General features: G+C 58.1%; 14 protein-coding genes and 2 pseudogenes. 7 read left to right on the forward strand and 9 right to left on the reverse strand.

The window, feature by feature from the left end; translation table 11 throughout:
* Positions 1 to 91 precede the first annotated feature (91 nt).
* Positions 92 to 625, forward strand: a pseudogene (locus tag ACIOZM_RS30070) (DNA recombination/repair protein RecA); the annotation flags it as partial.
* An 8-nt stretch (positions 626 to 633) separates the two neighbouring features.
* Entirely contained in the window at positions 634 to 1,104 is a 471-nt protein-coding gene (gene recX / locus ACIOZM_RS30075) for a recombination regulator RecX (RefSeq protein WP_401220940.1), read from the forward strand.
* A 56-nt stretch (positions 1,105 to 1,160) separates the two neighbouring features.
* Here recX and ACIOZM_RS30080 read toward each other — a convergent pair whose 3' ends face one another.
* Positions 1,161 to 2,279, reverse strand: coding sequence for a TIGR00730 family Rossman fold protein (locus ACIOZM_RS30080; RefSeq protein ID WP_401220943.1), 1,119 nt, complete (start codon positions 2,277 to 2,279; stop codon positions 1,161 to 1,163).
* Positions 2,280 to 2,603: 324 nt separating this feature from the next.
* Between ACIOZM_RS30080 and ACIOZM_RS30085 the strand changes: the two genes are divergently transcribed.
* A complete protein-coding gene (locus tag ACIOZM_RS30085; protein WP_401220967.1) occupies positions 2,604 to 2,798 on the forward strand; it encodes a hypothetical protein in 195 nt (64 codons plus the stop codon).
* Here the strand turns inward: ACIOZM_RS30085 and ACIOZM_RS30090 are convergent, their stop codons facing one another.
* Positions 2,799 to 3,224 carry a PA3611 family quorum-sensing-regulated virulence factor gene (locus ACIOZM_RS30090; RefSeq protein WP_401220946.1) on the reverse strand — a complete coding sequence of 142 codons (426 nt, stop codon included), beginning with the start codon at positions 3,222 to 3,224 and terminating at the stop codon, positions 2,799 to 2,801.
* Between the two features lie 189 nt (positions 3,225 to 3,413).
* On the opposite strand from ACIOZM_RS30090, the gene ACIOZM_RS30095 reads away from it, so the two are divergent.
* From ACIOZM_RS30095 to ACIOZM_RS30105, 3 genes are all read left to right on the forward strand, one after another.
* Positions 3,414 to 4,160 (forward strand): tRNA-uridine aminocarboxypropyltransferase, encoded by a 747-nt coding sequence (locus ACIOZM_RS30095; protein ID WP_401220970.1) that lies wholly within the window; start codon positions 3,414 to 3,416, stop codon positions 4,158 to 4,160.
* Between the two features lie 237 nt (positions 4,161 to 4,397).
* Positions 4,398 to 5,048, forward strand: coding sequence for a response regulator transcription factor ErdR (gene erdR / locus ACIOZM_RS30100; RefSeq protein ID WP_401220949.1), 651 nt, complete (start codon positions 4,398 to 4,400; stop codon positions 5,046 to 5,048).
* 75 nt (positions 5,049 to 5,123) lie between these two features.
* Complete coding sequence (locus ACIOZM_RS30105) at positions 5,124 to 5,486, forward strand: diacylglycerol kinase (RefSeq protein WP_129390014.1); 363 nt, start codon at positions 5,124 to 5,126, stop codon at positions 5,484 to 5,486.
* Here ACIOZM_RS30105 and ACIOZM_RS30110 read toward each other — a convergent pair.
* Positions 5,483 to 6,409: a LysR family transcriptional regulator gene (locus ACIOZM_RS30110; protein ID WP_401220952.1), complete on the reverse strand. Its 927-nt coding sequence runs from the start codon at positions 6,407 to 6,409 to the stop codon at positions 5,483 to 5,485. The two genes, ACIOZM_RS30105 and ACIOZM_RS30110, sit on opposite strands and share 4 nt — an antisense overlap.
* Positions 6,410 to 6,543: 134 nt before the next feature.
* On the opposite strand from ACIOZM_RS30110, the gene fpr reads away from it, so the two are divergent.
* Positions 6,544 to 7,323 (forward strand): ferredoxin-NADP reductase, encoded by a 780-nt coding sequence (gene fpr, locus ACIOZM_RS30115; protein WP_003189055.1) that lies wholly within the window; start codon positions 6,544 to 6,546, stop codon positions 7,321 to 7,323.
* Between the two features lie 67 nt (positions 7,324 to 7,390).
* On the opposite strand, the gene tsaA is transcribed toward fpr, so the two are convergent.
* The 6 genes and pseudogenes from tsaA to rimO all read right to left on the reverse strand — a co-directional run.
* Positions 7,391 to 8,089 carry a tRNA (N6-threonylcarbamoyladenosine(37)-N6)-methyltransferase TrmO gene (gene tsaA, locus ACIOZM_RS30120; protein WP_401220954.1) on the reverse strand — a complete coding sequence of 233 codons (699 nt, stop codon included), beginning with the start codon at positions 8,087 to 8,089 and terminating at the stop codon, positions 7,391 to 7,393.
* A gap of 186 nt (positions 8,090 to 8,275) precedes the next feature.
* Positions 8,276 to 9,046, reverse strand: a complete 771-nt coding sequence (locus ACIOZM_RS30125; RefSeq protein ID WP_401220957.1) for an SDR family oxidoreductase — start codon at positions 9,044 to 9,046, stop codon at positions 8,276 to 8,278.
* A 201-nt stretch (positions 9,047 to 9,247) separates the two neighbouring features.
* On the reverse strand, positions 9,248 to 9,718 hold the full coding sequence (locus tag ACIOZM_RS30130) for a DUF1456 family protein (protein ID WP_401220960.1): 471 nt from the start codon (positions 9,716 to 9,718) through the stop codon (positions 9,248 to 9,250).
* A 76-nt stretch (positions 9,719 to 9,794) separates the two neighbouring features.
* Positions 9,795 to 10,505, reverse strand: a complete 711-nt coding sequence (locus ACIOZM_RS30135) for an rRNA pseudouridine synthase (protein WP_401220962.1) — start codon at positions 10,503 to 10,505, stop codon at positions 9,795 to 9,797.
* 190 nt (positions 10,506 to 10,695) lie between these two features.
* Positions 10,696 to 11,169 (reverse strand): GNAT family N-acetyltransferase, encoded by a 474-nt coding sequence (locus tag ACIOZM_RS30140; RefSeq protein WP_401220964.1) that lies wholly within the window; start codon positions 11,167 to 11,169, stop codon positions 10,696 to 10,698.
* Between the two features lie 196 nt (positions 11,170 to 11,365).
* Positions 11,366 to 11,908 (reverse strand): annotated as a pseudogene (rimO, locus tag ACIOZM_RS30145) (30S ribosomal protein S12 methylthiotransferase RimO); the annotation flags it as partial.

Genomic DNA, 11,908 nt, shown 5'->3' on the forward strand with positions numbered 1-11,908 from the left:
TTGTTTTTTTTTTTTGTTTTTTTTTTTTTTTTTTGTTTGTGTTTTTTGTTTTTTTTTTTTGGTTTTGTTTTTTTGTTTTTTTTGTTTGGTTTTGGGTAAAATCACCGGTAACATCAAGAACGCCAACTGCCTGGTAATCTTCATTAACCAGATCCGCATGAAGATCGGCGTGATGTTCGGTAGCCCGGAAACCACCACCGGTGGTAACGCGCTGAAGTTCTACGCTTCGGTTCGTCTCGACATCCGCCGTACCGGCGCGGTGAAGGAAGGCGACGAAGTGGTTGGCAGCGAAACCCGCGTCAAGGTTGTGAAGAACAAGGTTGCTTCGCCGTTCCGTCAGGCCGAGTTCCAGATTCTTTACGGCAAAGGCATCTACCTCAATGGCGAGATGATCGACTTGGGTGTGCTGCACGGTTTCGTCGAGAAGTCCGGCGCATGGTATGCCTATGAAGGCACCAAGATCGGTCAGGGCAAGGCCAACTCGGCCAAGTTCCTGGCGGATAACCCGGAAATTGCCGCCAAGCTCGAGAAGCAACTGCGTGACAAGCTGCTGACTCCAGCGGCTGACACCAAGGCTTCGCCAGTCAAAGAGACTGCCGACGACCTGGCCGACGCTGACATCTGATTGCAGCGATGAAAACCGTCGTACTCGATACTCTCGTCGCGGTGCGACGAACTGCCATGGACCTGCTCGCACGACGCGAGCATGGTCGAGTCGAGCTGACGCGCAAACTGCGTCAGCGCGGCGCCGAGGCAGAGATGATCGACACAGCCCTCGACCGATTGACGGAAGAGGGGCTGCTTTCCGAAGCCCGTTACCTTGAAAGCTTTGTCTCCTATCGTGCCCGTTCCGGCTACGGTCCTTTGCGGATTCGTGAAGAGCTGAGCCAGCGCGGTTTGCAACGTCCTGACATCGAACTCGCCCTGCGCGAGAGCGGTATCAGTTGGCAGGCACAGCTTGAGGACACGTGGCGACGCAAGTTTTCCGGACATTTGCCCATTGATGCAAGGGAGCGCGCCAAACAAGGTCGTTTCCTGGCCTATCGGGGGTTTTCGATGGAAATGATCAACCGCTTGTTCAGCGGTAGAGGGATGGACGATTAAGTCGATTCAATAAAAAACGGCCCACTATTTCGGTAGTGGGCCGTTTTTTTTTGCCTTCAAATTACCTTTGACGGTTCCCGGCTGCGTTGCGCGGTTTGCGGTTTGGCATCAACCCAGTTTTCCGGCAGGTTTATGTAATCCACCAGTTCGCGCAAGCGCCCGTGATTGCGGGCGTTGAATGCGAAGGCCAGTCGCGCCAGATGACTGAACTGTGCGTCGTCGTGTTCCTCACCGCTGTAGGCGTGTTGATGGAAATGATCGCTCAGGCACAAATCGGCGAAGGCCTCCTGCATATGCTCCAAGGCCTGGTCGTTGAGCTTGTGATTCATCCGAATGACGAACTGTTTTTTGAGCCAGCGACTGGAGTGGAAGTTGCTGTAGAACTGATTGATCTGCTCTACCGCCTCTTCGACGCTATACACCAGGCGCATCAGTTGCATGTCGGTCGGCAGAATGTAGTGGTTGTCCGCCAGTTGCTGGCGGATGAAATCCATCGCGCCTTGCCAGAATGTGCCACCCGGCGAGTCCAGCAACACCACGGGCACCAACGGACTTTTGCCGGTCTGGATCAGCGTCAGCACTTCCAGCGCTTCGTCCAGCGTGCCGAACCCGCCCGGGCACAGCACCAAGGCATCGGCTTCTTTGACGAAAAACAGTTTGCGAGTAAAGAAGAAGTGGAATGGCAGCAGATTAGCGGTGCCGTCCACGGTCGGGTTGGCATGCTGTTCGAAGGGCAGGGTGATGTTGAAACCGAGGCTGTTTTCGCGCCCGGCACCTTCGTGAGCCGCCGCCATGATGCCGCCGCCGGCACCGGTGATGACCATCATCTCCGAGCGTGCGAGCGCGGCGCCGAGTTCTCGCGCCATGGCGTACAGCGGATGCTCGACCGGCGTGCGCGCCGAACCGAACACAGTGACCTTGCGCCGACCCCGGAATTGTTCAAGCACGCGGAAGGCTTGCTCCAGTTCTCTAAGGGCTTGCAGGGTGATCTTGGCGTTCCAGCGGTTGTGGTCTTCCTGGGCCATGCGCAGCACGGTCAGGATCATGTCGCGGTAAATCGGGATGTTCGGGCTGTTGGGTGAAACCAGGTTGAGTTGTTCTTCGACCTTGTTGATGAGGTCGGGGCCGCTTTCCTGAAAATGACGGCTGAGGAGGTCATTCGGTTGGTAAGGCATTCAACTTTCTCCTTCTGAAAATCTCGCACTGCAAAAGACGCGCTGCCGACAGCTCCTTTTCTGCCGTGAAAAAATCAACGGGAATACTTTGAATCGAGCCTCTTGCGAAGATTGGCACTGCTTCAGACATTGCGCCGCGATGTCTTGGCTGGCAACTGCTTATTGCATCTTTGCGAAGTGTTTTCACCGCTCGTCTGAACGTGCAGCGGCGCGCAAACGCTCTGATTTACTAACTTAAAGGCACCGTACGACAACTTTGCGTCAATGACCGTACGCAAGGTGCACGCTATTCAAGGAATTGCGGGTAGCAAGGAGGCGCTGGATATGGCCAGAGTGATTCTGGAGATCGATACGCAGCTGTATCGGATGTTGATCGCGGCAGCCGAGACCAATCATGTGAGTCTCGAAGAGGAGTGCTGCCGGCGTCTGGCAGGCGGGGAGCGCCGTTCGCACTATCTGCAGGCCTTGTTGGCCGAACTGCGCGCCGAGGATGAACAGCGGCGCGCCAATTCCAGATGATTACTTCTTCTTCGCCGGGGCGGCTTTCGGGCAATCCGATTCCTGATAGCTGGCAGAGCCGATCGCTTTGTTGGTTTTCACTTCGCTGAAGTCGTAACGCATGATCGCGCCCTTGGCCATCAGCTTGCGATAGGACGGGTTGTTGCAGACCGAGGCGCCCAGCTGGAAATACACAGCTTTCGGATCGGCGCGCATCTTGTCGGCGTGGCTCGATTGCACGCTCAAGTGGTTGATCAGCGTGGTGCCTTCGACGGTGTAGCCCTGATCGAGAATGTCTTCGCTGATCGCCCGTGGCGTGCCGGCACTGCTTTGTGCAGCGACGTTGCGCAGCTCTCGGTTCAGATTCTGCTCACTCAAGGACGCCGCTTGAGCGCTGAAGGACGACGCCAGCAGAATGGCAGCGGTGGGAACGATAAGGCGCAGCATGAAACTCTCCTGGTTCAGTGACTGGTGGTTCGACCAGCCACGTGACTGTGCGTTCAGTGGCGGCGAATTATAGGGGAGCCGGTCGGGCCGGTACAGGCTTGTACCGGTTGCTCTGGTAAACTGCCGGCCTTTATTGCCGCGCCGAGTGTTGTTCGTGTCGAGTTTTCCTGTCTTTGGGCGTTACCCATGCTGAATCATGCCCCCAACGCCGTCGCCCGTTTGCGCGACCAGCGTGAAGATGAAGGCATCAAGCCGATTCAGGCCCGAGGCTTTCGCTCCGAGCGGTGCCGCGATTGCCGGGTGATCATCAGTCATTGCCTGTGCGCCTGGCGTCCGACCGTCGAGACCCGCTCCGGGGTGTGCCTGATCATGACCGGCAAGGAAGTGTTCAAACCGAGTAACACCGGCTGGCTGATTGCCGACGTGGTGCGAGATAACCACGCGTTCATCTGGTCGCGCACAGAACCTGACGAGCAAATGCTGGCGCTGCTCAATGATCCGCAATGGCAGCCGTATCTGGTGTTTCCCGGTGAATACGTCGAACCGTCGCGCGTGACCAACAGCGTCGATCTCGATAGCAGCAAGCGTCCGCTGTTCATTCTGCTGGACGCGACCTGGACCGAGGCGCGCAAGATTTTCCGCAAGAGCCCGTACTTCGACCGTTTGCCGATCCTCAGCCTGCTGCCCGACAAACTGTCGCGTTATCGCTTGCGTCGCTCGACCCGCAGCGAGCACCTGTGCACCGCCGAAGTGGCGGCGCTGTGCCTGGAACTGGCGGGAGATACCGATGCCGCCTCGGCACTCGACGCTTATTTCGACGTGTTCAGTCAGCATTATCTGGGGGCCAAACAACAGCTGGACATGAATGAGTCGACGCCGGCCCACGCCGAGCTGCAACCCTTTATACGAAAGCCGCAGCCGGTCTTGGCCCAATAGTGGCCCATACTGCATACAGCAGCGGCCGTGCTGCTTGACCACCCCGGCTTCGCTGGGCATGCTTGGCGCCGATTGGGTACGGCCAAGGTTTGATACGCCGTTGTATTGAGGTGATTGGCTCAGTGATTGGCGTTGAACGTGCCCCTGTGGATACCGCTTTAAAAGCGGCATCTTGAGTTGCTTTGGTCAGCCCCGAATGCATCGGGTCTGCCATCAAAAAACAGGATCATTTGAAAAATGGCCACATACGACATCCTGATTGCCGATGATCACCCCCTGTTTCGTAGTGCATTGCATCAAGCAGTGACGCTGGGCCTTGGCCCGGATGTGCGGCTGGTGGAAGTGGCGAGCATCGCCGAACTGGAAGCGCGTCTGACCGAAAAATCCGATTGGGATCTGGTCCTGCTGGACCTGAACATGCCGGGAGCCTACGGTTTTTCCGGGCTGGTGCTGTTGCGCGGGCAATACCCACAGATTCCAGTGGTGATGGTCTCGGCCCAGGAAGAAGCGGCGATCATGGTCAAGTCCCGTGAGTTCGGGGCAAGCGGATTCATTCCCAAGTCCAGCGATCTGAGCGTTATCCAGAAAGCGGTTCGTGCAGTGCTCGACGGCGATGTGTTCTGGCCGCCGCAGGCGTTCGAAGCGGTGAGTGTTTCCGACGAGGCCAAGGCTGCCAGCGAAGGCCTCGCCAGCCTGACACCTCAGCAGTTCCGCGTGCTGACCATGGTCTGCGAAGGGCTGCTGAACAAGCAGATCGCCTATGAGCTGAGTGTGTCGGAAGCGACCATCAAGGCCCATGTCACGGCGATATTCCGCAAGCTGAATGTGCGCACCCGGACTCAGGCTGCATTGCTTCTGCAACAACTTGAGTCAATTGCGAGCCATTAAGGGCTGGCAAATTCACGCTTTTTTGACTTTTGTTGATCTAGCTTCCTCACTTCTTTTTTGTCGGTTACTTAATTTATGTCACCTTTCAAAGGCCAGACCGGTCTGAAACGCATCCTCAACGCCTCCGGTTACTCGCTGGACGGTCTGCGCGCAGCCTTCACCGGTGAAGCCGCATTTCGCCAACTGGTGCTGCTCAATGTGGTGCTGATTCCACTGACGTTCTTCCTTAATGTCAGCCGCGTAGAGCAGGCGTTGCTGATCGCCGTTTGCCTGCTGGCATTGATCGTCGAGCTGCTGAACTCGGCAGTCGAGGCGGCCATCGACCGTATTTCGCTGGAACTGCACCCGCTGTCGAAGAATGCCAAGGACATGGGCAGCGCCGCGCAGTTCGTGGCGTTGACCATGATCGCTCTGGTGTGGGCAGTGATTCTGCTTTAAGCGATGCTTGGCAGGACGATCTCGTCGCTGCGCTGCACCCCGGCGGTGAAGGCGCGGCACAGCTCGAGAAACTCGCGCATCGCTGAAGTCTGGTACTTCTGCTTGTGCCAGATGAAATAGAACTGCCGAGCCAGGTCCAGATCCGGCGTCTCCACCGGCACCAGACTGCCGCGCCGAAAGGCGTCGCGCAGCGCCAGACGCGAGATGCAGCCAATCCCCAGCCCCGATTCCACCGCACGTTTGATCGCTTCGGTGTGTTCCAGCTCCAGCCGAATGTTCAGTGCACTGCGATGGTGACGCATCGCCTGATCGAAAGTCAGGCGCGTGCCGGAGCCCTGTTCGCGCAAAATCCATGCTTCATGAGTCAGTTCCTGCATGGTCGCGCTGCCGCGTTTGGCCAATGGATGCTGGGGCGCGCAAAACACCACCAGTTCATCTTCGACCCAGCTCTGCACTTCGATGTCCGGGTGGCTGCAATCGCCTTCGATTAGACCCAGATCAATTTCGTAGTGGGCAACTTGTTGCACGATATTGGCAGTGTTCTGTACGTGCAGCTTTACCTGGCTTTCCGGATGACGCTGCATGAAGCTGCCGATCAGCAGGGTCGCCAGGTAATTGCCGATGGTCAGGGTCGCGCCCACCGACAGCGAGCCGAAACCGGATTTGCCGTTGAGCAGGTCTTCGATTTCCTTGGACTGATCAAGCAGCGCTACCGCTTGCGGCAACAGTTGTTTGCCGAGCGCATTAAGGCTCAGTCGTTTGCCGGCACGGTCGAACAGCTGGCAGCTGGACTGGCGCTCCAGTTCGGTAATTGAGGTGCTCGCCGCCGACTGTGAGAGGTTGAGCAGGCCCGCAGCACGGGACACACTTTCCTGCTGGGCGACGGCGACGAAGACTTGCAGTTGTCGGAGAGTAAATCGCATATCGATATAACCGATAACCCTTATCTTAATAATCCAGTTAACAGATATTGTCACTGCTATTAGAATGCGATGCAATTGCGCACATCTCTCTTGGCGCAGAGCATGCGCAAACAATTTCCAGGAGTCCCACGTACATGAGCAACATGAACCACGAGCGTGTCCTCAGTGTTCACCACTGGAACGACACTCTGTTCAGCTTCAAGTGCACCCGCGATCCGGGCCTGCGCTTCGAGAACGGTCAGTTCGTGATGATCGGCCTGCAACAGCCCAACGGCCGCCCGCTTATGCGCGCTTACTCGATTGCCAGCCCGAACTGGGAAGAGCATCTCGAGTTCTTCAGCATCAAAGTGCCTGATGGTCCGCTGACTTCGCAGTTGCAGCATCTGAAGGAAGGCGACGAGATCATCATCAGCAAGAAGCCTACCGGCACGCTGGTGCTGGACGACTTGAAGCCTGGCAAACATCTTTACCTGCTCAGCACCGGTACCGGTCTGGCGCCGTTCATGAGCGTCATCCAGGACCCGGAAACCTACGAGCGTTTCGAAAAAGTGATCCTGTGCCACGGCGTGCGTTACGTCAATGAAGTCGCTTACCGCGAGTTCATCACCGAGCACCTGCCGCAGAACGAGTTCTTCGGCGAAGCGCTGCGTGACAAGCTGATCTACTACCCGACCGTGACCCGTGAGCCGTTCGAGAACGAAGGTCGCCTGACCGACCTGATGCGCAGCGGCAAGCTGTTCAGCGACATCGGTCTGCCACCGATCAATCCTGAAGACGACCGCGCCATGCTGTGCGGCAGCCCGAGCATGCTCGACGAGACCAGCGAAGTGCTGAACAGCTTCGGCCTGAAAGTTTCGCCGCGTATGCGCGAGCCGGGCGATTACCTGATCGAGCGTGCATTCGTCGAGAAGTAAGCCGTCCGCAATGCTGAAAAGCCCGCGTTGCCTTCACAGGCAACGCGGGCTTTTTTGTGCCTGGCGGTTAAGGCGTGACCGGGATCACTTCGAGGACGCGGATCTGCTCAGGCGTCGGGTAATGCCAGCGCACGTCCAGATCCCAGAACTGTGCGCCGTACTCGCGTTCGGGCGCTGGCGTCTGATACGCCGGGCGTGGGTCTTGGGCGAGGCATTGTTCGATCAGTTGCACCAGTGGTTCGCCGAGTCGCTGGGCATGCAGGTGTGCCTGTTGCAACGCGTTATCTGTCCATTGCACGTCGATCAACTGCGGTGCGGCGCTGGCGATGGCGTTGGAGGCATTACCGATGATGTCGGCGTAAGGCACGTAGGGTTTGATGTCGAGCACCGGAGTGCCGTCCAACAGGTCGATCCCGGAAATGAACAGCCGACCCGCCTCGACCTTGTCCAGTTTCACCACCGACTGGCCAATGCCATTCGGGCGATGGGTGGCGCGAGTGGCGAAGACGCCCATGGACTTGTTGCCGCCCAGTCGGGGAGGGCGCACCTTCAGGCGCGGCTTTTCTTCCAGCGCCTGATGGAACAGAAACAGCAGCCAGACGTGACTGACCTGCTCCAGGCCCTGCACGGCATCACCCTGGTCAAACGGCGCCACCAGTTCCAGCACGCCACGGGCGGCCGGGGCCAGTTGCGGCTGGCGGGGGATGGCGAACTTCTCCTTGAAGCAGGAGCGAACGAAGCCGATGGGGGAAACGCTGTAGGTCATGGTCTGGGGTCGAGGCGGGAATCAGGGCGGGCATGATAACCCGTTCATCCTCGACTCTGGTGGTGAACGGGCTGACGCCATCGCGGGCAAGCCACGCTCCCACAGGATTTGTGTCGTGCGCCAAACCTGAGTTCACTGAAAATCCCTGTGGGAGCTGGCTTGCCAGCGATAGCCCCACCACCAATCTCAGAGACTGAACCCTCCATCAAGAGGGATGATATTTCCCGTCATGTAAGCCCCGGCGGTACTCGCCAGACTGATCGCCAGCGCCGCCATTTCTTCCTCGCGCCCCCAGCGTTTCATCGGGATCAGCGCCGTGTCCTCGGCCAGCGCCTGCTCATCGCTACCAATATGCTGGGTCATCTTGCTTGGAAAACGCCCCGGCGCGATGACATTGACGTTGATGTGCTGACTCACCAGCTCCCGCGCCAGAATCCGCGACAGCTGATGCAGCGCCGCCTTACTCGGCCCATAGGCATAAGCCTGTTCGCCGAAAGATGAGATGGCCGCCACCGAACCAATGTTGATGATCCGCGCCGGATTCGCCGCCGAGCCACCCTTGCGCAGCAGCGGCAGGAATTGCTGGATGCAACTGAACACTGATGTCACGTTCAACTGCATGACCTTTTCCCAACCCTTCACCGGATAACTCTCCAGCGGTGCACCCCACGTGGTACCGGCGTTGTTCACCAGAATGTCCATGTGGGTGATCTGTTCAGCGAGTCGTGCAGCCAATTGCTGCACGCCTTCCTCGGTCGCCAGATTCGCCGCGACACCGTGGCAGATGCCCAAGGCGCTGAGTTCTTCGGCAGTCTGATGACAGGCTTCGGCATCTCGCGAGCACACATACACGCTGGCGCCGGCCTCGACGAAGGCTTTGGCGATCATTTTGCCGATACCACGGGTGCCGCCGGTCACCAGAGCGGTGCGGCCTTGCAGGGAAAAGTACGGGTGCATGGCGAATCCTGAGAGCTGGGGTTCAGTACACCCTAGCCGTCAGCCGCAAAAAGCGGAGCCACTATTTTTGCGAGGAATGAAACGACATACGAGCCAACTCGACCTGTAGGAACTGCGGCCCGCTGCAATCTTTTGATCTTGCTTCTAAAACAAAAAGCAAAAGATCGCAGCGTGCCGTAGCTCTTACAGAGAGCGCAGAATTTATTGCGGACGAACGCGCAGGGTCAGGCCCTTGAGGAAGTTGCGCAGCAACTGGTCGCCGCACGGGCGATAGTTGTTGTGGCCGACCTTGCGGAACAGTGCGCTCAGCTCAGGCTTGGAGACCGGGAACTCGGAAGCCTTGAGGATCGCGTGCATGTCGTCTTCTTTCAGCTCGAAGGCCACGCGCAGCTTCTTCAGAATGATGTTGTTGGTCACCGGCAGTTCGATCGGCTGTGGCGGACGGCTTTCGTCCTTGCCACGCTTGAAGATCACCAGACCGTCGAGGAAATGCGCCATGACTTCGTCCGGGCAGCGCACGAAGCCTTCTTCGTCCTCTTCTTTCTTGTCGAGGTAGGTCAGCAGATCGGCAAGCGTCACGTCCATGCCGCCGAGCTTGATGATCTCGATGACTTTCTTGTCGCTGATGTCGAGCATGTAGCGCACGCTGCGCAGTACGTCGTTATGAATCATGTGTGCAATCCTGATATTCAGCTGTGGGCGCCACAGCAAAAGCGCGGCGCCGGAATGTGTGGCGGCGTGAGAAGCCTTAGAACTTCTCTTTGCCGGACAGGTAGCGCCATTGGCCCAGCGGCACTTTGCCGATCGACACGCCGCCGATGCGGATGCGACGGATGCCGATGACTTTCAGGCCTACGGCTTCGCAGAACTGGGCGATGATCCCCGGTTGCGGGTTTTTCATGGCGAAGCGCAGACGGTTTTCGTTCTGCCAGCTGACCTTGACCGGCGGCAGCTCCTTGCCCTTGTAGCTGAGGCCATGCTGCAGGCGGTTGAGGCCGTGGGCGACCATGTCACCTTCGACTTCGACAATGTATTCCTGCTCGATCTTGGCCGCATCGGCAGTGAGCTTGCGCAGGATCTTCCAGTCCTGGGTGAACACCAGCAGGCCACTGGCCTTGGGTTGCAGGTCGGTGCTGGCGGTCAGGCGCAGGAAGTGGCCACGCAGCGCACGCTTGCTGAAGCGGTGTTCTTCGCTGAGGGTTTCGGCGCTCAGTGTTTCCATTGCGCTGTCCGCGCTCATGCCGGCCGGCACGTTGAGCAGGATGGTCACCGGCTCCGGCGCGCTGGCCGTGGCGTCCTTGTCCAGCTCGACCTTCTGGTCGCCGACCTTGAACTGCGGCTCGTCGATGACTTCGCCGTCCACGGTGACCCAGCCGCCCTCGATGAACAGCTCGGCCTCCCGGCGGGAGCAACCGACCAGTTCGATGAGGCGTTTGGAGAGGCGAATCGGGTCAGTCATGACAGGGCCGTAACAAAAAAGGGGTGGGCATTGTACCTGCCTGGCGCCGGTTAAGCCCGGTTCCATTTCAGGGCGTTCAGTTTTCCTGTGGGAGCTGGCCTGCCAGCGATGCAGGCACCGTGGTCTTTTCTGATGTACCGAGCTGATGCCATCGCTGGCAGGCCAGCTCCCACAGTTGTTCTATGTTGTGTCAGCCATGGTTGGAGCGTTGTTGATTCTGGCGCAATCGCATGTGCAGCAACGGATACGGCTGGCCCATGCCATCGACTTCCGAGCGGCCGACGACCTCGAAACCTTGCTTGAAGTAAAACCCCAGCGCCTGCGGGTTCTGCTCGTTGACGTCCAGCTCATCTGCGTTCAGGTGTTCCATGGCATAGCGCAACAGCTTCTTGCCCAGGCCTTGGCCACGATAATCCGGGTCGATGAAGAGCATTTCGATCTTGCCTGCCGCCACGCCCGCGAATCCGGTGATGCGCTGATTCGCATCTTTGGTGCAGATCAGCATCACTGCGTCGAGGTAGCGTTTCAGCACCAGATCCTTCAGCAGCTCGATGTAGCTGTCCGGCAGAAAGTCATGGGTTGCGCGCACAGAGGCCTCCCAGACCTCAGTCAGTTCTTTGTAGTCACTGAGTTTCGGCGTGTGGATGACCGAATGGTGGCGCATGCCCGTTGGCCTCTTTGAAATGAATAAGCGCAGAAGCAAACGATAGACGTAAAAAAGCCCCGCATCTCGTAAAAAGATCGGAGCTTTTCAATTCAGCACAATCCCCGTAGGAGCTGCGGCACGCTGCGATCTTTTGATCTTGTTTTTTACAATCAAAAGATCGTAGCGTGCCGCAGCTCCTACAGTAGGGCGAACATCAGATCTGTTCAGCCCACAGGTCGTATTCGTCGGCGTCAGTCACTTTGCACCAGACCTTGTCGCCCGGCTTGAGGTTGCTGCCGTTGTCGATGAATACGTTGCCGTCGATTTCCGGGGCATCGAAGAAGCAGCGGCCAACGGCGCCTTGCTCGTCGACCTCGTCCACCAGTACTTCGATTTCACGGCCGATGCGCATTTGCAGACGGGCCGAGCTGATTTCCTGCTGGTGCGCCATGAAGCGGTCCCAACGGTCCTGCTTGACGTCGTCCGGAACGATGTCCAGATCCAGATCATTGGCCGGTGCGCCTTCAACCGGCGAGTACTGGAAGCAGCCGACGCGGTCGAGCTGGGCTTCGGTCAGCCAGTTCAGCAGGTACTGGAAGTCTTCTTCGGTTTCGCCCGGGAAGCCGACGATGAAGGTCGAACGGATGATCAGATCCGGGCAGATTTCGCGCCAGTTCTTGATGCGCGCCAGGGTCTTGTCTTCGAACGCAGGGCGTTTCATCGACTAGAGGACTTTCGGGCTGGCGTGCTGGAACGG

Source organism: Pseudomonas sp. NPDC087346, from assembly GCF_044744235.1.
GTDB lineage: Bacteria > Pseudomonadota > Gammaproteobacteria > Pseudomonadales > Pseudomonadaceae > Aquipseudomonas.

Excerpts from the sequence above, each read along its gene's own strand:
- ACIOZM_RS30110 (WP_401220952.1), bottom strand. The coding sequence starts at position 6,409 with ATGCGATTTACTCTCCGACAACTGCAAGTCTTCGTCGCCGTCGCCCAG.
- ACIOZM_RS30105 (WP_129390014.1), top strand. The coding sequence starts at position 5,124 with ATGTCACCTTTCAAAGGCCAGACCGGTCTGAAACGCATCCTCAACGCC.
- ACIOZM_RS30135 (WP_401220962.1), bottom strand. The coding sequence starts at position 10,505 with ATGACTGACCCGATTCGCCTCTCCAAACGCCTCATCGAACTGGTCGGT.
- ACIOZM_RS30085 (WP_401220967.1), top strand. The coding sequence starts at position 2,604 with ATGGCCAGAGTGATTCTGGAGATCGATACGCAGCTGTATCGGATGTTG.
- ACIOZM_RS30140 (WP_401220964.1), bottom strand. The coding sequence starts at position 11,169 with ATGCGCCACCATTCGGTCATCCACACGCCGAAACTCAGTGACTACAAA.
- ACIOZM_RS30080 (WP_401220943.1), bottom strand. The coding sequence starts at position 2,279 with ATGCCTTACCAACCGAATGACCTCCTCAGCCGTCATTTTCAGGAAAGC.
- tsaA (WP_401220954.1), bottom strand. The coding sequence starts at position 8,089 with ATGACCTACAGCGTTTCCCCCATCGGCTTCGTTCGCTCCTGCTTCAAG.
- recX (WP_401220940.1), top strand. The coding sequence starts at position 634 with ATGAAAACCGTCGTACTCGATACTCTCGTCGCGGTGCGACGAACTGCC.
- ACIOZM_RS30125 (WP_401220957.1), bottom strand. The coding sequence starts at position 9,046 with ATGCACCCGTACTTTTCCCTGCAAGGCCGCACCGCTCTGGTGACCGGC.
- erdR (WP_401220949.1), top strand. The coding sequence starts at position 4,398 with ATGGCCACATACGACATCCTGATTGCCGATGATCACCCCCTGTTTCGT.
- ACIOZM_RS30090 (WP_401220946.1), bottom strand. The coding sequence starts at position 3,224 with ATGCTGCGCCTTATCGTTCCCACCGCTGCCATTCTGCTGGCGTCGTCC.
- fpr (WP_003189055.1), top strand. The coding sequence starts at position 6,544 with ATGAGCAACATGAACCACGAGCGTGTCCTCAGTGTTCACCACTGGAAC.
- ACIOZM_RS30130 (WP_401220960.1), bottom strand. The coding sequence starts at position 9,718 with ATGATTCATAACGACGTACTGCGCAGCGTGCGCTACATGCTCGACATC.